The organism is Pseudomonas sp. ICMP 10191 (assembly GCF_001467335.1).
Classification (GTDB): domain Bacteria; phylum Pseudomonadota; class Gammaproteobacteria; order Pseudomonadales; family Pseudomonadaceae; genus Aquipseudomonas; species Aquipseudomonas cerasi.
Genome location: NZ_LKGW01000104.1, coordinates 32,501 through 52,929 on the forward strand (window position 1 = coordinate 32,501; position 20,429 = coordinate 52,929).

Consider the following 20,429-nt stretch of genomic DNA (forward strand, 5'->3'; position numbering starts at 1 on the left):
AAGCTCAGCGAAGTCGAGTCCATTAGCCTGTCGAAGACGGCAACGGGCTACGCGTTCAATCGCGAAATCAGCAAGCCCAACGTGCGTAACGTCTACGTCCACGGGGTGATCAACAGCTCCCTGTCGCAGTCCGCGCAACGTGCCGGCCTGACTCATAGCATGACGATGGACATGGCCAACATCTTCGGCTACGACATCGACTTCGCGCAGGACATCCGCAAGGGTGATGAATTCGATGTGGTATACGAACAGAAAGTGGTCAACGGCAAGAGCGTAGGTACAGGGAATATCCTGTCCGCCCGCTTCACTAACCGGGGCAAGACCTACACCGCCGTTCGTTACACTAATAAGCAAGGTAATACCAATTACTACACGGCTGATGGCAACAGCATGCGCAAGGCCTTCATCCGTACCCCGGTAGACTTCGCCCGCATCAGCTCGATGTTCTCGATGGGCCGCAAGCACCCGATCCTCAACAAGATCCGCGCCCATAAAGGCGTCGATTACGCAGCGCCACGCGGTACGCCGATCAAGGCAACCGGCGATGGCAAGGTGCTGCTCGCCGGCCGCCGTGGCGGATACGGCAATACCGTTATCATTCAGCACGGTGACACCTACCGCACGCTGTACGGCCACATGCAGGGCTTCGCCAAAGGCATACAGACCGGCGGCACTGTCAAGCAAGGTCAGGTTATCGGCTATATTGGAACTACCGGCCTGTCCACAGGCCCACACTTGCACTATGAGTTTCAGGTCAATGGCGTTCACGTAGATCCACTGGGCCAGAAGCTCCCAATGGCGGACCCGATCGCCAAATCCGAAAAACAGCGGTTCATGCAGCAAAGCCAGCCGTTGATGGCACGCATGGACCAGGAAAAAGCCACCACGCTGGCCTCGAATAAAAGGTAATCCATGGACTTCTTCTATATAGGTGTGATGTCCGGCAGCAGTCTCGATGGGATTGATATCGCCCTTTTGAAGCAGGATGACCGATCAAGGCTTCTGGCCACTCACTACATCCCCATGCCGGAAGACCTGCATGCCGAGCTGCTGGGGCTTTGCTCCAGCGGCGCTGATGAGCTTGCGCGTGCTGCAATTGCAGAGCAAAAGTGGTGCAGGCTGGTCGCACAGGGCGTGCATACCTTGCTAAAAGATCAAAACATGGTGCCCGCTCAGATTCGCGCCATCGGCAGCCACGGCCAGACTATTCGCCATGAGCCCGCGCGCGGCTACAGCATTCAGATCGGCAACCCTGCGCTGCTGGCAGAGCTGACTGAAATTACCGTGGTCAGCGACTTCCGCCGCCGCGATATCGCAGCAGGCGGCCAGGGCGCCCCTCTGGTACCGGCTTTCCACGAAGCGCTGTTCGACGACAACAAGGATCATCGCGCCGTATTGAACATCGGCGGGTTCAGTAACCTGAGCCTGATCGAGTCCGATCGCCCGGTCGAAGGCTTCGACTGCGGACCCGGTAACGTCCTGCTCGATGCGTGGATACAATCACAGCGCCACGAGAGCTACGACAAGGATGGCGCATGGTCGGCGAGCGGCAAGGTTGATTCTGCGCTGCTCAAGAAACTGCTCAGCGATCAGTTTTTCCTGACCAAGGGCCCCAAGAGTACAGGCCGGGAAGTATTCAACCTGGGCTGGGTTCACCACCATCTGTTCCAGTTGCCAACCCTGGCGCCCGAGGATGTGCAGGCCACTCTGCTGGAACTGACGGCGTTGACGATCACCGAATCCCTGCAATCGGCGCAAGCGATTACCCGGGAGCTTCTGGTCTGTGGGGGCGGTGCGCATAACAAGGCGCTGATGAAACGCCTCGCAGAACTGCTGCCCGGCACCGAGGTCAGCAGTACCGAGAAGTTCGGCGTAGACCCTGACTGGGTTGAGGCGATGGCGTTTGCCTGGCTGGCTCATTGTTGCCTCGAAGGCGTTCCGGCCAACCGTCCGACGGTGACCGGCGCCAAAGGCAGACGCGTTCTGGGCGCCATCTACCCCGCCTGACGCGATGCCACAATGCAAAACGCCGCTCAATGAGCGGCGTTTTTGTTTACAGCAAGCTTCAATCAGATCGAAAACGAAGAGCCACAACCACAGGTCGTGGAGGCATTCGGGTTCTTGATCACGAAGCGCGACCCTTCAAGCCCTTCCTGATAATCGACTTCTGCGCCGGCCAGGTACTGAAAGCTCATTGGATCGACAACCAGGCTTACGCCCTCGCGCTCGACGATGGTGTCATCGTCTGCCACATCTTCATCGAAAGTAAAACCGTACTGAAAACCTGAGCAACCGCCACCTGTAACGAATACACGCAGTTTGAGACGATCATTGCCCTCTTCGTCGACCAGGGTTTTCACCTTGTGCGCTGCATTTGGAGTGAACTCCAAAGCGGTAGGCGTGAAGGATTCGACACTCATGTCAGATATCTCCCGGCGTTAGCCGTCGTAATGCGTAATGACGGCATTATCCGCTTCTCCTAGAAAATCGGTCAACTATTTGCTGGACGGCGGCAGCCCTTACGGCATCATGCCCGCATGAGACAACCCGGCGCGCTCATCAAGGCCGAACAGGATGTTCATGTTCTGCACTGCCTGACCGGACGCACCTTTGACCAGGTTATCGATCACCGAAAGCACGACGACCAGATCGCCGCCCTGCGGACGATGCACTGCGATGCGACACACGTTGGCGCCACGCACGCTGCGGGTTTCGGGATGACTGCCTGCTGGCATCACATCCACGAATGGCTCATCGGCGTAGCGCTTCTCGAACAGTGCCTGCAGGTCCACCGAGCGATCAGTGACCGTTGCATAGAGCGTTGAGTGAATGCCGCGAATCATCGGCACCAGATGTGGCACGAACGTCAGGCCGATATCCCCACCCGCTGCGCGACGCAGCCCCTGGGTAATTTCAGGCAGGTGACGGTGGCCCTTCACGGCGTAGGCCTTGAAGCTTTCATTGGCTTCCGAGTACAGCGAACCGATGTTCAGACCACGTCCAGCGCCGCTCACGCCAGATTTGCAGTCGGCAATCAGACGAGTGTTATCGGCAATACCGGCTTCAAGCAGCGGCAGGAAACCCAACTGGGTAGCGGTCGGATAGCAACCCGGTACGGCGATGAGTCGCGCGTTCCTGATCTGTTCGCGATTGACTTCCGGCAGCCCGTACACCGCGTCTTCCAACAGTTGCGGAGCACCATGAGGCTGGCCGTACCACTTGGCCCACTCGACCGGGTCCTGCAGACGGAAGTCGGCAGACAGGTCGATCACCTTGGTGCCTGCCGCGAGCAGTTCACCGGCCAGGGCATGAGCGACACCGTGGGGCGTGGCGAAGAACACAACGTCACAGGCACCCAGGGTTTTCACGTCAGGCACGCTGAACGCAAGGCCGTCATAGTGCCCGCGCAGGTTCGGATACATCTCGGCGACTGGCATGCCGGCCTCCGAGCGCGAGGTAATGACCACTACTTCTGCCTGCGGATGCTGTGCCAACAGACGCAGCAGCTCGACCCCGGTGTAACCCGTGCCGCCGACGATACCGACCTTGACCATAACCTGCCCTCAACGAAACAACTGGAAAGCGGTCGATAATAGGAGCCTATCGCCTCTGCGACAACCGACAACGTGACGTATGGGCGCACAAGACACTACTATTCGGCCACCGTGAACCTGGGAATAATCAAAAATGCTCTATCTATGGATAAAGGCGCTTCATGTCATTTCAATGGTCTGCTGGTTTGCAGCCCTGTTCTATCTGCCAAGACTGTTCGTCTATCACTCAATGAGTGAGGACACAGTCAGCCGCGAGCGTTTCATCGTCATGGAGCGCAAGCTGTACCGTGGCATCATGACCCCGGCAATGATCGCAACCCTGGTCTTCGGCGGCTGGCTGATCAGCTTCGACCCCAGCGGTTATTTCAGTCAGGGCTGGATGCACGCCAAGCTCGCACTGGTTGTCCTGCTGATCGGCTATCACCACGTCTGCGGCGCACAGATGAAACGCTTTGCCCGTGGTGAAAATGGCCGCAGCCATGTGTTTTATCGCTGGTTCAATGAAATCCCGGTACTGATTCTGATCGCCATCGTCATTCTGGTTATCGTCAAACCCTTCTGATTCCAGGAGTCACCCGGCCTCATCAGTAACGCGGCAGGGCGCCCTGTCTCAGACAGGCGCCCGGCATTGTTTTCCATTTAAAGACAAGGAAGCCCCGTATGGCCGATTCACACTTCAAGATCGTATTTGAAGGGCAGGTGCGTGAAGGCGTCGAGCTCGACACCGCAAAGGCCAACCTGGCGGGGCTGTTCAAAAGCGAACCGTCTGCAGTGCAGAAACTGTTCAGTGGTCAACCCGTTGCGCTCAAGCGCGGGCTTGCTTACGAGGACGCGGAACGCTACCTGAAGGCGCTGAACGATGCAGGCGTCGAAGCGCGTATCGAACCCGACATTGAAATCAGCCTGAGTCTGGATGAAGTGGTCAGCCAGCCCTCCCCCAAACCCGCGCATCTGGACATATCACCCTACGCACCGCCCAAGGCACAGGTTGGCGCTGATCAGCCCGGCCATTCGACGCTGAAGGTGCTGAGTATCAACGGGCGTATCGGGCGCTTGCGCTATCTGGCGTGGAGCATGGTCTTGAGCGCCGCGACGCTGGTGCTGGTAGGTGTGTGCCTGCTGGTCATGAACGGTTCGCTGGTCGCCGGTGGCCTGCTGATGGCGGTGGTGCTCGTCGTGTTCGCGGTCATCGGCGCACAGATCGGCGTTCAGCGGCTGCACGATCTGGGTTGGTCAGGCTGGCTTCTGCTGCTGACCATGGTGCCGTTCGTAGGCAGCGTCTTCCCGTTCCTGATGATCCTGCTGCCCGGAACAAAAGGTCCCAACGCTTTCGGCCCACCGCCGCCACCGAACTCCAGAGGTGTGAAGACACTGGCGATTCTTTGGGTGTTACTCATCCCCATAGTCGTGATGGTGCTCACCGCTGGCGGCGCAGGCATGCTGCGCGATGAGCTGGAATTGCAGACCGATGAATACGAGCAATCCCTCCCCTATGACGACGAAGAAAGCCGCGACAGTGCCTTGACCGCGCCAGCGGATGTCAACATAGAGCCCGAAGAACAAAGCGACAAGTAATAGACTGCCCCACGGTTCGGCAGACTGCCGGTCGCAACACGCTCAATGGAGAACTGCATGACCCGTTACGCCCTGATCACCGGCGCGTCCAGCGGCATAGGCCTGGCGATGGCCGAAGCGCTGGCACGTCGCGGTCGCAACCTGATCCTGGTCGCCCGCCAGCGCGACCTGCTGGAAACAATTGCACTGGAGTTGACTCAGCGTTTTGGCGTGGAAGTGCTGTTTCGAGCATGCGATCTGGGCGAGCCACTGAGGCTCTCGGGCTTTCTGCTGGAGCTGGAAGACGGTGCCCACCAGATCGATCTGCTGGTCAACGCTGCGGGCATCGGCACATGCGGACCTTTTCTGGCTCAGGACTGGAGTGCCGAGCAGGACCTGATCGATCTGAACATCCTGGCCCTGACGCGCCTGTGCCACACGGTCGGCAACCTGATGGCCATTCAGGGCGGCGGCCAGATACTCAACATCGCCTCGGTGGCGGCGTTTCAGCCTGGGCCATGGATGAGCACTTACTACGCGAGCAAGGCGTATGTGCTGCATTTTTCCGAAGGGCTGCGCGAGGAAGTGAAGAAGGCCGGGGTGAAGGTCTCGGTGCTGTGCCCCGGTCCGACCAGGACGGCTTTTTTTCGCACCGCGCAGTTGCAGGTCAATGTGGATAACCTGATGAGCCCGGAAGAAGTGGCGCTGTATACCGTTCGCGCGCTGGCAAAAAACCGTGCGGTGATCACTCCCGGTTTCGGTAACCGGTTGTGGACGCTCGGCCCGCGCCTGGTTTCACGCTGGCTGGCTCGCCAGATCAGCGGCTATATCAACAAGAAATACTGCCCGCGCTGAGCGACAAACGGCTGGGCGAGCCGCGTCCCGCTCAGTACACTCGGACGCGCTGAAGCACAGCGATACCCTGTGACGACCATCAACCGACAAGGAGCAAACGGCTGTGGACACTTTGTTTACCAAGATCATCAATCGGGAAATCCCGGCGAAGATCATCTATGAGGATGATCAGGTACTGGCCTTTCACGACATCGCCCCACAGGCACCCGTGCATTTTCTGGTTATCCCGAAAAAGCCTATCCGCACCCTGAACGATCTGACCGAGGAAGACAAAGGCCTGGCCGGGCATATTCTGTTCACGGCGCAGCGTCTGGCCCTCGAACTGGGCTGCGAAGAAGGCTTCCGCGTGGTGATGAACTGCAATGAGCTGGGCGGGCAGACCGTCTACCACATTCACATGCACGTACTCGGTCAGCGTCAGATGAACTGGCCACCGGGCTGAGCCAGCGTTTTCGGGCTTTCCGGCCGACCAGCGGGTGGGATCAGCGCTGGTCGGACCACACAAGCCCTGCCCGCTCCGGCCGATTGGGGTAAACTGCCCGCATGATCTTCCGGAGGTGCCCATGGCTACCGAACGTCAATACTCCCCCCTCGACCGTCTGTTACTGCAAGCCGACAGCGCGATGCGCACCTTGCTGCCGTCCAGCGCGCACTCGCAGCGCCCTTCCCCAGCCGTCGTTCAGCCCGAACACAAGATGAGCGAAGTCGACACGCGCCACGTCGCGGGTCTGATGCGCATCAACCATACCGGCGAAGTCTGCGCCCAGGCGCTTTATCAAGGCCAGGCCCTGACGGCAAAGCTGCCCAAGGTGCGCAAGGCGATGGAGCATGCGGCTGAAGAAGAAATCGATCATCTGGTCTGGTGCGAACAGCGCATCCATCAGCTTGGCAGCCATACCAGTGTGCTGAACCCGCTGTTCTACAGCCTGTCCTTCGGGATGGGCGCAATAGCCGGTGTTATCAGCGACCGGGTCAGCCTGGGTTTTGTCGCGGCGACTGAAGATCAGGTCTGCAAGCACCTGGCTGAACATCTGGAGCAACTGCCGACCGAGGACGGAAAGTCCCGGGCTATTCTGCAACAGATGCTCAGCGATGAAGAACACCACGCTGAATCCGCACTGGAGGCAGGCGGTTTTCGTTTCCCGGCACCGGTCAAGTTCGGCATGAGTGTGCTGGCCAAGGTCATGACCAAGTCGACTTATCGCATCTGACGAGGCGTATACAACGCCCATAAAAAGGCGCCTGAATCAGGCGCCTTTTTAATGTCCGGAATCCAGGCTTATACGGCGACGTTGCGGCCGTAGAAGATTTCCAGCATTTCGTGTTTGACCTTGGCGGTCACTTGCTCGCGCTGCTCGGGAGACAAGTTGCTGGTGGCGTCGCCAAACAGGTAGTTGTCCAGTTCGAACTGCTTGAGCAGCATCTTGGTGTGGAACAGGTTTTCCTGATACACGTTCACGTCGGTCATCTGGTAACCGTTGCGCGTGTCTTCGGAGAGGTAGTTCTGGATCGAGTTGATCTCGTGGTCGATGAAGTGCTTCTTGCCTTCCACGTCACGGGTAAAGCCGCGCACGCGATAGTCGACCGTCACGATATCCGACTCGAATTTATGGATCAGGTAGTTCAACGCCTTGAGCGGTGAAATAACGCCACAGGTCGACACATCGATATCCACGCGGAACGTGGCAATACCGTCAACCGGGTGGATTTCCGGGTAGGTGTGGACCGTGATATGGCTCTTGTCCAGGTGCGCCAGGATGGTTTCCGGCAGTGGACCTGGCGACTCTTCGATCTGGCTTTCGGTAGGCGTCACCGGCTGCTCAGAGATCAGAATGGTCACACTGGCACCTTGTGGATCGTAATCCTGACGCGCAATGTTCAGGATGTTGGCACCAATGATATCGACAACATCAGTCAGAATCCGCGTCAGGCGTTCTGCGTCGTACACACTGTTGATGTACTCGACATACGCCTGCTGGTCCTGCGGGGTTTCCGCATAGCAGATGTCATAAATGTTGAAGCTCAAGGTCTTTGTCAGGTTATTGAACCCGTGGAGCTTGAGTTTGCTTTTCACCGTTAAAAACTCTCTATATGGGTGCGGCGCCAGCCGCGTGATCAAGCATGCCCGTCAGGTGAGCCCGGCTCATCTGCGTAGGACGGTTAACACCTCTTCGCGTTGGCGATTTTGGTTGTCTGTTCGGACCGGCAGCAGAAAACCAATACATGCTGCGCCCGTAAAAAGTGGCGCATTATGCAGACGTCCGAAGCCGTCTGCCAGAGTGTGCGCCGTTTTTATGATCGTTGGATGTCTGGCGTTCAGCCCAGTTCGACAATTTCATAATCGTGAGTGATCTTCACACCCGCGTTGCCGAGCATGATCGAGGCAGAGCAATACTTCTCTGCGGACAGTTCGATCGCGCGCTTGACTTGCGCTTCTTTCAACCCGCGCCCCTTGACGACAAAGTGCAGGTGGATTTTGGTGAACACTTTCGGGTCTTCATCCGCACGCTCGGCATCCAGAAACGCCTCGCAGCTTTCGACGGGTTGGCGCGACTTCTTCAAAATGCTCACAACATCGAAGTTGCTGCAGCCACCCAGACCGATCAAGACCATTTCCATAGGGCGTACACCCAGGTTGCGACCGCCGCTTTCCGGCGGACCATCCATTACCACCACATGACCGCTTCCGGATTCGCCGAGGAACATGGCTTCGCCAGCCCATTGGATGCGTGCCTTCATCGCCAAGACTCCACTGTAAAAAAAGGGGTCGCCAGCTTAGCACAGGGCCAAAAGCTGCCCGAAAGAAATGCTTTTTGTAGGAAACGCGTAGGAATGTTCGCAAATAGCTTCCTACACGTCTGGAAAAGCTGGCGAGAATAAAGGCGCAGCCGATACCTATAGGTATGCCATTTGGCCATACACCTTATTTCGGAAGTCTCGCATGGTCGCAATAACTTTTACGCCCAAAGCAAACAGTCTGGACAAGCTGCTGCCCCATGCAGAACGCCGCCGCTGCCCCGCGAAAACCAACATCATCAATGCCGGTGAGCGCTCCGAGTCGTTGTTTCTGATCCTCAAGGGTTCAGTCACGGTTCTGATCGAGGATGACGAGCGCCGGGAGATGATCGTCGCCTACCTCAACAGCGGGGATTTCTTCGGCGAACTGGGCCTGTTCGAGCAACCGGGCAAGGAATCCGTGCGCAGCGCCTGGGTGCGGGCCAAGACAGAGTGCGAAGTGGCCGAGATTTCATATGACACGTTCCGCGAGCTGACCAGGCAAGAGCCGGAAATTCTGTATGCGCTCGGCAGCCAGATGGCCGAGCGCCTACGCAACACAACGCGCAAGGTGGGTGATCTGGCGTTCCTTGATGTCACCGGGCGAGTGGCTCGCACGTTGCTCGAGCTGTGCAAGCAGCCGGATGCAATGACTCATCCGGACGGCATGCAAATCAAGATTACCCGACAGGAAATCGGACGCATTGTCGGCTGTTCAAGGGAAATGGTCGGACGTGTGCTCAAGGCCCTTGAAGAACAGCGCTTGGTCAACGTCAAAGGAAAGACCATGGTGGTCTACGGGACACGCTGAGCCCTTGCTATTCAGAGCCCGGCGAGCAGTTTCCGGTAAGCCTGCGCCAGACGCTCCAGGACATCAGCGCCCGGAAACGCTTCGTACAAGGCGATGTGGCTTTCGGCCTGAACACGCGGCTCGAGCTCGCACAGCTCATTGAAGCGGTTTACCGCAGCGGCCATCTGGACGCGCTCGTTATCCAGCAACAGCGCACCATGCGCCAGCACTACAGGACGCGTTCCGCCCTGGCTCTGACGCCAGCGCTGAGCCGTTCCAACCATCTTGCGACCATCGAGATTGACGTTGAAGCGGCCATCGCAGAATGCGCCTGCCACCTCACCCAGTGAAGCCTTGCCGCCAAGCTCGCTCAACAGATCGAGAATCGGCTGACACAATCGCAGGTAGGCGGTTTCTATGCGGTCACGATCGACATCAGTGTGCGGCTGCGCATAGACCAGCGCGATGTTCAGCGTGGCAGAGGACTGTGGCACTGGCTCGCCGCCGGTTTCACGCAAGAGGACGGGCCATGCATTGTCCGACAGGGTCTCGCTGGCCTCGGCAAAACCTGGTAACCGGCTCATCCGCCGTGGCATGACCAGCGCTCGATCATTGGGTCGCCAGAACAGCAGCCCGTGATCTGCCGCCCCGGAGCATACCGAGGCGAGAAGATCCTGCTCGGCCTGCAGGCCTTGTTCGACACAAATGTCGATGATCGCGTCTTGCATGCCGGACCTCGGGAGGGTGTTCAGCTCAATGCGCTCAGTCGATGGACGAAGCGCTTACCGCGATTTTGCGCTCAGGGAAGAACAACCGCTGCAGCTCGGCGCCAGGGTGTTCGGCACGCATGAAGGCCTCCCCCACCAGAAACGAATAGACATCGCTGATTTCCATCAGCTCGACATCCGCACGATTGAGAATGCCGCTTTCGGTGACGACCAGGCGATCACGCGGAATACGTGGCAGCAAGTCCAGCGTGGTTTCCAGGCTCACTTCAAACGTGTGAAGGTTGCGATTGTTGATGCCCACCAGCGGTGTATCGAGCGTCTTGAGTGCACGGTCCAGCTCGTTGCCGTCGTGCACCTCGACCAGCACATCCAGATTCAGGCTCTTGGCAACGGCAGCCAGTTCAGCCATTTGCGCGTCTTCCAGTGCCGACACGATCAGCAGAATGCAGTCAGCGCCCAATGCACGCGCTTCGACCACCTGATAAGGGTCGATCATGAAATCCTTGCGGATCACCGGCAGGTTGCACGCTGCACGGGCCTCCTGCAGATAGCCATCGGCGCCCTGAAAGAAATCCACGTCGGTGAGCACTGACAGACAGGTCGCGCCACCGGCCTGATAACTTCTGGCGATCTCGCCCGGCAGGAAGTGTTCGCGGATGACGCCCTTGCTTGGCGAGGCCTTCTTGATCTCGGCGATAACGGCAGGCTGCTTTGCCTTGGCCTGAGTGATCAATGCCTTGGCAAAGCCACGTGGCGCGTCGGCCCGGGCTGCCTGTTGTTCAAGCTCGGCCAGGCTCACAATCGCACGACGAGCCGCAACTTCCTCGGCCTTTCGGGCGAGGATCTTTTCCAGTACGGTTGGCACACTCATGCTTCGTTCTCCTGCTTGAATACCGCCGTGAAGGCACCCAGCTCTTCCAGTTTTTCCCGCGCCAGGCCAGTGTGCAGCGCATCGTGTGCCAGGGCCACGCCCTCTTTCAGGCTGGTGGCGTGATCTGCAGCATAAAGCGCGGCGCCGGCATTGAGCACGATCATCTCCGCAGCTTTCTGGCCGTTCTCGGTTTTGCGGCGTCCCAGTGCATCGCGGATCAGCTCCAGCGAAGCCGCCGGGCTTTCCACGGCAAGGCCGTACAGGCTCTGGCTTTTGATGCCGAGGTCTTCGGGCTGTACCCAGTATTCAGTGACTTCGCCGTTTTTCAGCTCGGCCACGAAGGTCGGTGCGGCCAGGCTGAATTCATCCAGGCCGTCCTGCGAATGGACCACCAGCACATGCTTGCTGCCCAGACGCAGCAGCACCTCGGCCAGCGGGCGGCACAGCGCCTGGTTGAACACGCCGACGATCTGGTGACGAACACCCGCCGGATTGGTCAGCGGGCCGAGCATATTGAACAGTGTGCGCAGGCCCAGCTCGCGGCGCGGCCCGGCCGTGTGCTTCATGGCCGTGTGATGAGACTGGGCGAACATGAAACCGATGCCCACGCTGTCGATGCAACGCGCCACCTGAACAGGCGTGAGGTTCAGATAAACCCCGGCAGCCTCAAGCAGATCGGCACTGCCGCTTTTGCCCGAGACAGCACGATTACCGTGCTTGGCCACGGTGCAACCGGCGGCTGCGATGACGAAGGCAGAAGCCGTCGACACGTTGAAGATGTTCGCGCCGTCGCCGCCCGTCCCCACGATGTCGACCACGCCGTCCAGGGTTTTCAGTTCGACCTTGCCGGCCAGCTCGCGCATCACCGAAACCGCACCAACGATTTCATCGATGGTTTCGCTCTTCATGCGCATGCCCATCAGAAACGCACCGATCTGCGCTTCAGTGCATTGGCCGGTCATGATTTCGCGCATGACATCGCTCATCTCTTCAGTGGTCAGGTCCAGTTGGTTGACCACGCGATTCAGCGCGCTTTTGATATTCATGGGGGTACTCATAAAAAATCCTTAGCCCTGACGATGGCCGCCACTCTGCTTGAGAAAATTGGCGAACAGCTCGTGGCCCTGCTCGGTCAGGATCGACTCGGGGTGAAACTGCACCCCTTCGACGTTCAGTGTCTTGTGGCGCAGGCCCATGATCTCATCGACCGAACCGTCTTCCAGCGCGGTCCAGGCCGTCACTTCCAGGCAGTCGGGGAGCGTATCCTGCTTGACCACCAGCGAGTGGTAGCGGGTGACCACCAGCGGATGATTCAAACCATCGAACACCCCGCCATCTTCGTGAATGACCGGGCTGGTTTTGCCATGCATGACCTGACGCGCACGAACCACGTCGCCGCCAAAGGCCTGACCGATGGACTGATGCCCCAGGCACACGCCCAGAATCGGCAGCTTGCCCGCGAAGTGCTTGATCACATCCAGCGAGACGCCGGCTTCATTGGGCGTGCACGGGCCAGGCGAGACCACGATGTGCTCCGGGTTCAGGGCTTCGATCTCGGCGATGCTCAGTTCGTCATTGCGAATGACTTTGACGTCTGCCCCCAGCTCACCAAAGTACTGCACGACGTTGTAGGTAAACGAATCGTAGTTATCGATCATCAGCAGCATTTTGCTATCAACCTTTTGATTTACTGACTTGATTCAGGCCTTCCGGATTCTGCTTCACTCATGCATCCCCTCGTCAGCCATAAGGCCGGGGGACGGAGAAAAACATCACAAAATCGAAGGCATACAGGTACGGGACCGGCAGGGCCGGCAAGGAAATAGTCAGGCGCGCCAACGCCAACGGGCGTGAGCCTTGATAACGCGCATCAAAAGCTTGCTGACTGTCGTCACGGAAGGGGTCTCATCGGTACGTTTCAGGACATTAGCGTACCGAATCGGCCGGTGCAATATGAATGTACCGGGCTGCGCTGATTGAAAAGCGGTTAAAGGCTGAAAAGAGGGCCGCGCCTCCTCGCGGAGGCGGGATTGAGGCAGGGGCACGATGGCCGAGGGTGGGGAGCCGAGAGGAACATCAGTGCGCAATCTCGCGCACGTAGGCTTGGCAGGCCTTCAAAGCGATCAATCCCTGATCGCCGTAGTCGGTGATGGCGACAATTCGTCCAGCAGCCGCTGGGTCAAGTTCGCCTCGCGAGCTTCCATGAACCACGCCGCCGGTATCGGTGCCGGCTGGCATGCCATCACGGTTTGCGGGGCTGTTGGCGAGGAGGACTGACAACCGCAAATCAGCGGTAGCCAGGCGATCACGCAAACGAGCCTGAGCAGTCTGTGCATCGCTCAACTCCTTGTGGATGGTTGTATCGTTGGTGTGCAAACGGACTTCCAGCGCCCGTCGTTGTGCCTGCTCGGCGTTCTGCCAGTCGACTAGCGCGAGCGCCGCCTGCTCGCGCTCGCGCTGCCACGTCNCGGGCCCCCTGCCATTTCCAGGCGGCCCATGTACCCAGCCCTGACCCCAGCACGAATGCGAGGATCAGGAATCGCATATCCAGCACTTTCACGGCAGCACCTCCAATGCCCGCTGGTAAAGCGCCTGCCGATCCGCCAGGCCGTTGGTACCGCCGTTGATGCGGCGGGTGATCATCAGAAAATCACCCTTGTCTGCCAGCGCATTGAGGTTGGCCCTGTCCCAGAACCATGCCGCCGACATAGCGGCGTGGTCGGGTTGTTCGAGCAGTTGCGGCTGGGCAAGCAAGTCCAGTCCGAGCGCCTCCCCGCACGCCTCGTAGTTGGTCCGCCCCGTCACCTGAATCAGCCCACGGCCCCGATACAACTGACCGTCACCATCTGCCTCTGGCGTATTGCCCAAACGCAGCGCCAACTGGCCCGTGTCGTACTTGGCCAGATAGCTGTCGCTACCCAGCTCGCGCACATAACGAAGCTGCCCGGATTCATGCCCGATCTGAGCGATGAACGCGGCGATACGCAGCCGAGTGTCGATGGCGTAACGGGCCATGGCGGTATTGAGAGCAGGAACGAAAACGCCGGCTTTAGGGCCGGCGTTGGGGAGGATTTGCAGTAGTTGTTGCTGGTTGATAGGCATTGGTCCTCCTACAGGGGTTACGGGACTTACCCGCCCTCTGAGCCGATAAAGTCCCCTGTGTAAAAGCAAGTTGAACGGCAGATAAAACAACGCCCCGTCAGTGCGGGGCGTTATGGCTTGGGCAGTTCGTCTTCACTTACGCCTATTGACAACGGCGGTGCCTCAGACGGCTTAACGTATACAAATGGAGTTGCAGGCGGCACCGGCCAATCGAACGACATTGGATAGCCTGGCAGTGTCTCGAGTTGGGCAAGTTGCACCCGGTACAGGCGCAGCGCGTCGAGCTCGGCTTTTACAGCAGGCAGTGATTTACGCTGATCGTCAGTGGCCATGTCCAACGTTATGGCATCTTGCAACATATCCAGATCGGCAACCAATTCGTTGACTTTCGCAGTGACCTCGGCCGAGTAAATACCACGCTGACACATTACCTGCGCCTGAACCATCTGCTCGGTGGGTTCGAGAATCTCGCCAAATTCGCCTGCAACTGCACGATTGAAAAGGTCTACACCGTGTGGCTCAGGGTCTTGGGCAGAGGCAGCAAAAGGCACCTCACCGAAGATATCCTTTGTTTCCTCGAAAATCACCGACAGGACGATAGAGGTATGGGCCAGATCGGCCCAGCGAGGGTTTCGCGCACTTATTACTGTGTTCATATAAAAACCTTTATCCAACTCGTTGAAAGAGTGTGCGTTCGCCGCCTGAAAAAGCACCGTGTGCACGCCAAGTGCCTACGCCGATAAACCCGGAGTTGTTAGAGGCGCCATCGCTACCGTTTGTGGAGCTATAGATCAGGTTGTTACCGGATACCGTGCCTCCCTGATTGACCTGTCCCTGGGAGTTGATGACACGTGCAAATGCATAGGAACCGATGCCGCCGAGTCCCAGTGCGGCAACCTTTGCCGGCAAATTCTGATCGTTGATCATGTCGCCAAAGTCAGAGCTGTCGACCTGAAGGCGCAAACTACCGGCACCGTTGTAGCCAAGGCGAACCTTGTTAGCGGACATGTTGGCACCGCCGCCCTGCTCGACTGGCGTGTAGCCAAGACGCGGTTGCAGGTAATAGACCTGACCGTCAGAGGCTCTGCGCATATAAGGCAGGTTTACGTCATTACCGGCAAAGCCGAGAACAGTTATGGAGTCCGCTGTGGGTCGCTGCGCGTCACGAGCATCCGTCTCGGCCTTGGTATAAGCGTCGGTGATGCCATACGCAGCAAGCGTGGTCCCCCAGTTGGCCTTTCCATTGGGATCAAAGTTGGCCGCATACCAAATGCGTCCCAAGTCTGTAGCGTCCACGGTCAGTTTGAGGCCGTTATCCGACCAGCCTATCTTCACAACGTTATTGAATTGACCTGTGCCTGTACCTTGCTGGACGGGCGTGTACCCCAACTTTGTCTGAAGCCAGCTAATGACAGAGTCAGCAGCACGCCGCATGTAGGGCTGCCCTAGATCCCCACTGCCCAGCCCCACATAAGTAATGCTGTCAGCCAATGCTCTGGTTGCCAAACGCGTATCCACTTCGCTTTTGGCATACACCTCAGCCTTGGTATAAGCGTCAGTAATTTTATAAGACGCCAGCGTAGTGCCCCAGTCAGCTTTGGTGGCTGGATTAAAGTTGTTCGCATACCAGATATTGCCAAGGTCAGTATTATCGACCATCGCCTTGAGGCCGTTACTCGACCAGCCGATCTTCACCTTGTTGTCTAGCTGACCGGTACCTCCTCCTTGTTGTACCGGAGTGAATCCCAGGCTCGGTTGCAGGGAAACCAGAGCGCCATCGGACTCACGGCGCATATAAGGCGCATCAGGCTTATTGTTGGCCAGCCCCACATAGGTAATGGAATCACGTAGCGGCCGCTGAAGATCGCGCAGATCGGCCTCGGCCTTGGTGTACGCATCCGAAATACCATTGCCGCTAAGTGTTGTCGGATTGCTCCCCTCTTCCACCTGCCCATATTTATTGACCTTGACCCGCGTGTAATCACCCGCGGCCACACCACTGCGTCCCAGCAGACGCTCGAACGCAAGGTCAGTTGTACCCAGCACCGGCACTGTCGTATTCACCAGTTGCCATACGGTGCCCGCGTTCTTCGTGCCGGCCTGCACCGGCACCATATGACCCGGCGTGCATTCGGTGCTTTCGTTCGCATCCTGCGCACGAGCCCAGGCGCCTGCCGCGGCCACATAAATCCAGTTCTGCGACGCAGTGTCCTGATTTTTGACCAGCACCCGATCACCGGCCACCAGTGTGACGTCATCGATGGTCTGCAAACCGCTCAGCCCAATGGAAACTGTCGTGGCGCAACGCACCGATTTTTTGTAATCGGATGCTGCCAGGCCAAGAATGGCTCGATGTAACTGGGTGACATCCTCCTCATTAGGTACGAGACCAGCCCCCAGGATCACGTTCAAGATCTCCTGCGTCACCGAGTTGCCCCACTGCGCCGGGATCAGCGAACCAGGGGTGCCGGTCGCCGGGTTTTCATCTACAAACTTGCCGCTTGCCAAGCCTACGCCCGGCACACTCTTGGGATAATCCACATTGTGTTCCTCAGTTGAAGTTTACGAATTCGACGCTGTGCGCCGGTGCTGCTCGACGGATCAAACATTCGATGGCGAGCCCGGGATTCACCCCGAACCGCTCTCCCCAGTAGCTGGCCCCGAAGCGCCGCCCCAGGCGCTGGCGCCCGCCGGTGTTCAGGGTCCACATGAATTGCGCGCTCCAGGTGCCGAAGTGCGCCTGGCCAAAACGCGAACGCCCCATACGGGGCGCTCGGTGCTCGGTCACGGTGGCATCGGGGTAGCCTTGGCTGATGGCAATGTCGATGTAGAACGCCGCGTTCTGCCCTCCTGTCGCCACAAGCCGCTGACGCACCGACAGACGCCGGTCTGCGAACAAGGGTTTGAGCCCCAGGCACGGATCAGGCAGGTTCATCACCCGCTCCCAGTCCGGGACCAGTTCGCTGACGGTGGCGGGGTCCATCTCGTTGAGCAGGTCGAACGCGCGGCCATCGATGCGTGCGAACTCGCGGGACAGGCCGGTAATGACCTGCTGCAATTCCGGCACCCGCTCCGGATCCCACGCGGGACCGGGTGGCAACAGCGCCTGCAGTTGTCCGGCGTAATGTTCGGCAGTTCTTATGACGACCATTGAATACCCCCGAACGTGAGCAACTGGTTGGCCGCCGCAGTAACGTTGGCCACGGGTGAAACCAGCACATGATCGGTTTCGCCTGTCGCGCGGCTGATGGCCTCGGCGATGTGCGTGAGCAACAGGGTTTCGCCCAGTCCGCCCTCACGGTTGTGCAGGTCCAGCAGTTGCGCCTCGACCGCCGCCCGCACGGCGGAGGTGTCCGGTGTGAGCCGGATGGTGTAGACCACCGGTTTCTGCACCGGCGCCAGCACATACACGTCTGCCGTGACTGGACGCAGCGGCTCGATATACGCAGCGACCGCAGCGAGCTGCTCGGCGTAAGGAATGGGATCGGCCTGGTCGTCACGCATGAAGAACACCGCCACCGTCCCCGGCCCCATGAACCGGCGCACACACCAGGCGCGCGTCACGCCCGGCACTTCCAGCGCCCAGGTCACGTAATCATCCTGATTGCCGCCATGTGGGATGACCCGGTAGGAGCGCACGACACGCGCACGCAACGACTCGATACTTTCCTGCGAGATGCCGCCGGAAAGTCCGTCGGCAATGACGGTGAAGGTGCTGTCGATGCCTTCGACCGGTTGCACGGCAGTCATCACCAGACCGGCATCCGCATTACCCAGAACACCGGCATCCACCGCTTCGACCGTGGTGGTGTTATTGCCCGCAACCGTGGTGACGCCTTTGGTCACGCGGTAGAAGCGTCCATCACTGAACTGCAGCACAGTGTCCGCATCCAGCACCGCGCCGGCTGCAGCGGTAAAGCGCACCGTGCCGGTAGCGGCCTGTGCCACCTTGCGCGGTTGCCTCAGGCGCAGGATGGCCTGCCGCTCGAGGGTTTCCTCGTCGGCGGTGTCCGGCAGAATCTGGTCGGCGATCCAGTCCTGATAGCCGTACAGACCGTAGGCCGCGCCGCTGTGCGCACGGGACAATACCCGCGCATCGGACTGACGCAGCGCTTCGTCGGCGAGGTCGACCTGGGTTCGGTTGATCAGCGCCGGTAACGTAGGTGTTTCAAACGGCATAAATCACCTGCCACTGTTCAGAAGGGTTGAAACGCACGAGCTGACCGTCCGAGACGACCAGCTCGACGCCCAGGTTCAGGCGGTTGCTCTGAACCTGTTCGGTAAGGATGTTGATGTGCTTGACCTGGCCATCTTCGATCAGCCAGTCGAGCGCTTCGCGGGCATAGAACTCGGCGTCGCGCTGGGTCTGGGCAGTCAGCCTGACCCGGCGCAGCAGCCACAGCCTGGAACCAATGCGGTCATTGGCCTGTGCCGGGTAGGTGTCGCCCCACCAGCCATAGCGCTCGGCATCGTCGAACGGGTCGTCCGCTTCGGCACGCCGCCAGGTGAACAGGCTGATGACCACCGAGCGCAGCAAGGACGCTTGCAGAGAGCCTTCGATAATCATCCAGCACCTCCAACGGGCGGCCCGCTCTGGCCATTACCGCCCTGCACGTTGCCGTGCAGATGGCTGATCTGGCTGATGCCAGCGGCAAGCTGGTCGCCCTGGGAGACGATCTTTCCGGTCTGGGTGATCTGCGGTGTGTCGAAGTTCACGGCCACCGTCGCCTTGATGTTCAGGGTGTCGGTTTCAATGTCGATGACCTTGCCGCGCTTGAGGTGAATCTTGTCGCCCTCGTCGGTATAGATCGCCACTTCGCCCGACTCCAGGCCCTTGAGGCGATAGCGCCGGTCGGCCACCACCAGCAGCAGACCGTGCGACCGGTCGCCACCAATGAAGGCGGCAATGCCCTCGGCGCCAGCCAGCGGGTTGCTGGTGAAGCCATAGGGTTCGAAGTGCTCCATGTCGTCCTTGACCTCTCCGGCGGTGAGGCGCATTTGCAGCGCCTGCATTTTGCTGCTGGCCCTGGCGAGCACCACCGTGCCGCGCACCAGCATGCGATTGAGTAAGCTCATGAGGTTGTTTCCTCGTCGATGGGCAACAGCCAGGAGTAAGCGTCCTGATTGACCTGCACCTTGCTGCGCTTGTTGGGGTCACCTGGCTCGGCCTGGAAACCTTCAGGCGGACCGACCACCAGTGTGGTGATCGTGCCTTGGTCGCTCAGCGAGTAGGTCACGGCTGAAATCAGCATGTTGCGGCTTGTGAAACCGATGACCGGATCAATCACCCGGACCATGGTGTTGTGCCGCCAGAGCGCCCCGTTGGACTGCCGCCAGCCCTGGACCTTGTAGGTGGTGAGCAGCGCCTTGCCGGCCCGCTGACCACGCTCCCAATTGGCGCGACTCAGGGCAAGTTTCGGTGTGATCGGCGCATCCTCATGAACGACCAGTACGCGAAGACGCTTTTTATGCGCAGGGTCGTCATGCCGGTTATCCGTGACTTCTGCCGAGACCTCCGACGACTCCTTGCCGAAAGTCTGGTCATTACCAGTCTGTTGACCGATGACCCGGTACTCGGAAAAAAGCCCGGAAAAGTCCCGCGTGATGACGGCGCTCAACACATTCTTGCCGAGCTCGAGCGCGTCTGCGCTCTGCCCGCGACTACCCGGCCTGGCCAGCACCACATTGCCGTATTCGTCATCGGTGGAAAAAATCCGGAACAGGGTCAGCAGCCGGTCAATGGACTTGAACACGGTTTCGGCAGGCTCGATGGTGTGATCGGCCATCTTCGAGGTCTCCGGTATTTCGCTGATCACCGACAAACCATAAGGAGCAGCCAGCGCTTCAACAATCTTCAACACCCCCACCTCCTTCCACTGGCTCGGCCTGTTGATGGCCGAGCAGTCGATGAGGTCGGCGGTTTTCGAGCGTCCGGAAATCTTTAGCGTGATTTGCTTGCCGTCATAGCTGATCGGCGCGGCAAACACCCAGCCGGTCAGAATCAACTCGCCGCCGATACGCACTTCGCACGCTGCGCCGGGCGTGATCGGATGCGAGATTTCAGTGCCCGGCCACTGCCAGGTAATGCTCACGTCAAAGCTGCGTGCCTGACGCTCGATACCGGCAGAGATTTCCACCGACTTCCAGCCGGCATAGTCGTGCTCGTCAACCGTCAGGGTGACAACGTTAGGGTCGATCAT

24 protein-coding genes and 1 pseudogene (1 of these 25 cut by a window edge) are annotated in these 20,429 nt (G+C 59.1%); 8 read left to right on the top strand and 17 right to left on the bottom strand.

The annotated features are described in order from the left end of the window. Positions 1 to 909, top strand: partial view of a peptidoglycan DD-metalloendopeptidase family protein gene (locus AO388_RS11200; protein WP_003433174.1) — the 3' portion only. 516 nt of this gene lie to the left of the window's left edge; only the last 909 of its 1,425 coding nucleotides appear in the window; the start codon falls outside the window, past its left edge; it ends in the stop codon at positions 907 to 909. A gap of 3 nt (positions 910 to 912) precedes the next feature. Further along, the gene (locus AO388_RS11205) at positions 913 to 2,007 is read left to right on the top strand and encodes an anhydro-N-acetylmuramic acid kinase (protein ID WP_032609444.1); all 1,095 of its coding nucleotides are present in this window, start codon (positions 913 to 915) and stop codon (positions 2,005 to 2,007) included. 62 nt (positions 2,008 to 2,069) lie between these two features. Here the strand turns inward: AO388_RS11205 and erpA are convergent, their stop codons facing one another. After that, the gene (erpA, locus tag AO388_RS11210) at positions 2,070 to 2,420 is read right to left on the bottom strand and encodes an iron-sulfur cluster insertion protein ErpA (protein WP_002551953.1); all 351 of its coding nucleotides are present in this window, start codon (positions 2,418 to 2,420) and stop codon (positions 2,070 to 2,072) included. Between the two features lie 99 nt (positions 2,421 to 2,519). Next, on the bottom strand, positions 2,520 to 3,554 hold the full coding sequence (gene argC, locus AO388_RS11215; RefSeq protein ID WP_003433179.1) for an N-acetyl-gamma-glutamyl-phosphate reductase: 1,035 nt from the start codon (positions 3,552 to 3,554) through the stop codon (positions 2,520 to 2,522). Positions 3,555 to 3,687: 133 nt separating this feature from the next. Here argC and hemJ point away from each other — a divergent pair, with 133 nt between their 5' ends. The 5 genes from hemJ (at position 3,688) to coq7 (ending at position 7,174) form a co-directional block, all read left to right on the top strand. Next, positions 3,688 to 4,116 carry a protoporphyrinogen oxidase HemJ gene (gene hemJ, locus AO388_RS11220; RefSeq protein WP_003316309.1) on the top strand — a complete coding sequence of 143 codons (429 nt, stop codon included), beginning with the start codon at positions 3,688 to 3,690 and terminating at the stop codon, positions 4,114 to 4,116. Positions 4,117 to 4,214: 98 nt separating this feature from the next. Next, a complete protein-coding gene (locus AO388_RS11225) occupies positions 4,215 to 5,129 on the top strand; it encodes a DUF805 domain-containing protein (protein ID WP_058416467.1) in 915 nt (304 codons plus the stop codon). A gap of 57 nt (positions 5,130 to 5,186) precedes the next feature. Then, positions 5,187 to 5,963 carry an SDR family NAD(P)-dependent oxidoreductase gene (locus tag AO388_RS11230; RefSeq protein WP_003372679.1) on the top strand — a complete coding sequence of 259 codons (777 nt, stop codon included), beginning with the start codon at positions 5,187 to 5,189 and terminating at the stop codon, positions 5,961 to 5,963. Positions 5,964 to 6,066: 103 nt separating this feature from the next. Next, positions 6,067 to 6,405 (top strand): histidine triad nucleotide-binding protein, encoded by a 339-nt coding sequence (locus AO388_RS11235; RefSeq protein WP_003316306.1) that lies wholly within the window; start codon positions 6,067 to 6,069, stop codon positions 6,403 to 6,405. A gap of 121 nt (positions 6,406 to 6,526) precedes the next feature. Beyond that, positions 6,527 to 7,174 (top strand): 2-polyprenyl-3-methyl-6-methoxy-1,4-benzoquinone monooxygenase, encoded by a 648-nt coding sequence (gene coq7 / locus AO388_RS11240; RefSeq protein ID WP_003433185.1) that lies wholly within the window; start codon positions 6,527 to 6,529, stop codon positions 7,172 to 7,174. Positions 7,175 to 7,242: 68 nt separating this feature from the next. Here the strand turns inward: coq7 and speD are convergent, their stop codons facing one another. Further along, entirely contained in the window at positions 7,243 to 8,037 is a 795-nt protein-coding gene (gene speD / locus AO388_RS11245; RefSeq protein WP_003316303.1) for an adenosylmethionine decarboxylase, read from the bottom strand. Positions 8,038 to 8,279: 242 nt separating this feature from the next. Continuing rightward, entirely contained in the window at positions 8,280 to 8,702 is a 423-nt protein-coding gene (locus AO388_RS11250) for an OsmC family protein (RefSeq protein ID WP_003372688.1), read from the bottom strand. Positions 8,703 to 8,904: 202 nt separating this feature from the next. Here AO388_RS11250 and crp point away from each other — a divergent pair, with 202 nt between their 5' ends. Next, positions 8,905 to 9,549: a cAMP-activated global transcriptional regulator CRP gene (gene crp, locus AO388_RS11255; RefSeq protein WP_003433187.1), complete on the top strand. Its 645-nt coding sequence runs from the start codon at positions 8,905 to 8,907 to the stop codon at positions 9,547 to 9,549. 11 nt (positions 9,550 to 9,560) lie between these two features. Here the strand turns inward: crp and AO388_RS11260 are convergent, their stop codons facing one another. The 13 genes and pseudogenes from AO388_RS11260 to AO388_RS11320 all read right to left on the bottom strand — a co-directional run bounded on the left by AO388_RS11260 (position 9,561) and on the right by AO388_RS11320 (position 20,429). Further along, the gene (locus tag AO388_RS11260) at positions 9,561 to 10,256 is read right to left on the bottom strand and encodes a lipoate--protein ligase family protein (RefSeq protein WP_003433189.1); all 696 of its coding nucleotides are present in this window, start codon (positions 10,254 to 10,256) and stop codon (positions 9,561 to 9,563) included. Positions 10,257 to 10,290: 34 nt separating this feature from the next. Then, on the bottom strand, positions 10,291 to 11,127 hold the full coding sequence (trpC, locus tag AO388_RS11265; protein WP_058416468.1) for an indole-3-glycerol phosphate synthase TrpC: 837 nt from the start codon (positions 11,125 to 11,127) through the stop codon (positions 10,291 to 10,293). After that, the gene (gene trpD, locus AO388_RS11270; RefSeq protein ID WP_003372695.1) at positions 11,124 to 12,173 is read right to left on the bottom strand and encodes an anthranilate phosphoribosyltransferase; all 1,050 of its coding nucleotides are present in this window, start codon (positions 12,171 to 12,173) and stop codon (positions 11,124 to 11,126) included. Before trpD ends, trpC begins: the two co-directional genes overlap by 4 nt. Before the next feature lie 21 nt (positions 12,174 to 12,194). Beyond that, positions 12,195 to 12,794 (bottom strand): aminodeoxychorismate/anthranilate synthase component II, encoded by a 600-nt coding sequence (locus AO388_RS11275; RefSeq protein ID WP_003433192.1) that lies wholly within the window; start codon positions 12,792 to 12,794, stop codon positions 12,195 to 12,197. 409 nt (positions 12,795 to 13,203) lie between these two features. Next, positions 13,204 to 13,687: pseudogene (locus tag AO388_RS11280) on the bottom strand (lysis protein). Next, complete coding sequence (locus tag AO388_RS11285) at positions 13,684 to 14,229, bottom strand: glycoside hydrolase family 19 protein (RefSeq protein ID WP_003433193.1); 546 nt, start codon at positions 14,227 to 14,229, stop codon at positions 13,684 to 13,686. The pseudogene AO388_RS11280 and the gene AO388_RS11285 overlap by 4 nt, the downstream one beginning before the upstream one ends. Positions 14,230 to 14,339: 110 nt before the next feature. Next, on the bottom strand, positions 14,340 to 14,885 hold the full coding sequence (locus AO388_RS11290; RefSeq protein ID WP_058416469.1) for a hypothetical protein: 546 nt from the start codon (positions 14,883 to 14,885) through the stop codon (positions 14,340 to 14,342). 10 nt (positions 14,886 to 14,895) lie between these two features. Further along, positions 14,896 to 16,770 carry a hypothetical protein gene (locus AO388_RS11295; protein ID WP_058416470.1) on the bottom strand — a complete coding sequence of 625 codons (1,875 nt, stop codon included), beginning with the start codon at positions 16,768 to 16,770 and terminating at the stop codon, positions 14,896 to 14,898. Between the two features lie 10 nt (positions 16,771 to 16,780). Next, the gene (locus tag AO388_RS11300) at positions 16,781 to 17,380 is read right to left on the bottom strand and encodes a YmfQ family protein (RefSeq protein WP_003394883.1); all 600 of its coding nucleotides are present in this window, start codon (positions 17,378 to 17,380) and stop codon (positions 16,781 to 16,783) included. Further along, positions 17,368 to 18,408 carry a baseplate J/gp47 family protein gene (locus AO388_RS11305; protein WP_003433197.1) on the bottom strand — a complete coding sequence of 347 codons (1,041 nt, stop codon included), beginning with the start codon at positions 18,406 to 18,408 and terminating at the stop codon, positions 17,368 to 17,370. Before AO388_RS11305 ends, AO388_RS11300 begins: the two co-directional genes overlap by 13 nt. After that, positions 18,398 to 18,796 carry a phage GP46 family protein gene (locus AO388_RS11310; protein ID WP_003394886.1) on the bottom strand — a complete coding sequence of 133 codons (399 nt, stop codon included), beginning with the start codon at positions 18,794 to 18,796 and terminating at the stop codon, positions 18,398 to 18,400. The genes AO388_RS11305 and AO388_RS11310 overlap by 11 nt, the downstream gene beginning before the upstream one ends. Beyond that, entirely contained in the window at positions 18,793 to 19,305 is a 513-nt protein-coding gene (locus AO388_RS11315; protein ID WP_003372720.1) for a phage baseplate assembly protein V, read from the bottom strand. Before AO388_RS11315 ends, AO388_RS11310 begins: the two co-directional genes overlap by 4 nt. Further along, a complete protein-coding gene (locus AO388_RS11320) occupies positions 19,302 to 20,429 on the bottom strand; it encodes a phage baseplate assembly protein (protein ID WP_003372722.1) in 1,128 nt (375 codons plus the stop codon). The genes AO388_RS11315 and AO388_RS11320 overlap by 4 nt, the downstream gene beginning before the upstream one ends.

Bases quoted from the DNA above. Each gene is read 5' to 3' on its own strand.
- AO388_RS11205 (WP_032609444.1), top strand. From the start codon at position 913: ATGGACTTCTTCTATATAGGTGTGATGTCCGGCAGCAGTCTCGATGGG.
- erpA (WP_002551953.1), bottom strand. From the start codon at position 2,420: ATGAGTGTCGAATCCTTCACGCCTACCGCTTTGGAGTTCACTCCAAAT.
- argC (WP_003433179.1), bottom strand. From the start codon at position 3,554: ATGGTCAAGGTCGGTATCGTCGGCGGCACGGGTTACACCGGGGTCGAG.
- hemJ (WP_003316309.1), top strand. From the start codon at position 3,688: ATGCTCTATCTATGGATAAAGGCGCTTCATGTCATTTCAATGGTCTGC.
- AO388_RS11225 (WP_058416467.1), top strand. From the start codon at position 4,215: ATGGCCGATTCACACTTCAAGATCGTATTTGAAGGGCAGGTGCGTGAA.
- AO388_RS11230 (WP_003372679.1), top strand. From the start codon at position 5,187: ATGACCCGTTACGCCCTGATCACCGGCGCGTCCAGCGGCATAGGCCTG.
- coq7 (WP_003433185.1), top strand. From the start codon at position 6,527: ATGGCTACCGAACGTCAATACTCCCCCCTCGACCGTCTGTTACTGCAA.
- AO388_RS11250 (WP_003372688.1), bottom strand. From the start codon at position 8,702: ATGAAGGCACGCATCCAATGGGCTGGCGAAGCCATGTTCCTCGGCGAA.
- crp (WP_003433187.1), top strand. From the start codon at position 8,905: ATGGTCGCAATAACTTTTACGCCCAAAGCAAACAGTCTGGACAAGCTG.
- AO388_RS11260 (WP_003433189.1), bottom strand. From the start codon at position 10,256: ATGCAAGACGCGATCATCGACATTTGTGTCGAACAAGGCCTGCAGGCC.
- trpC (WP_058416468.1), bottom strand. From the start codon at position 11,127: ATGAGTGTGCCAACCGTACTGGAAAAGATCCTCGCCCGAAAGGCCGAG.
- trpD (WP_003372695.1), bottom strand. From the start codon at position 12,173: ATGAATATCAAAAGCGCGCTGAATCGCGTGGTCAACCAACTGGACCTG.
- AO388_RS11275 (WP_003433192.1), bottom strand. From the start codon at position 12,794: ATGCTGCTGATGATCGATAACTACGATTCGTTTACCTACAACGTCGTG.
- AO388_RS11285 (WP_003433193.1), bottom strand. From the start codon at position 14,229: ATGCCTATCAACCAGCAACAACTACTGCAAATCCTCCCCAACGCCGGC.
- AO388_RS11290 (WP_058416469.1), bottom strand. From the start codon at position 14,885: ATGAACACAGTAATAAGTGCGCGAAACCCTCGCTGGGCCGATCTGGCC.
- AO388_RS11300 (WP_003394883.1), bottom strand. From the start codon at position 17,380: ATGGTCGTCATAAGAACTGCCGAACATTACGCCGGACAACTGCAGGCG.
- AO388_RS11305 (WP_003433197.1), bottom strand. From the start codon at position 18,408: ATGCCGTTTGAAACACCTACGTTACCGGCGCTGATCAACCGAACCCAG.
- AO388_RS11310 (WP_003394886.1), bottom strand. From the start codon at position 18,796: ATGATTATCGAAGGCTCTCTGCAAGCGTCCTTGCTGCGCTCGGTGGTC.
- AO388_RS11315 (WP_003372720.1), bottom strand. From the start codon at position 19,305: ATGAGCTTACTCAATCGCATGCTGGTGCGCGGCACGGTGGTGCTCGCC.
- AO388_RS11320 (WP_003372722.1), bottom strand. From the start codon at position 20,429: ATGATCGACCCTAACGTTGTCACCCTGACGGTTGACGAGCACGACTAT.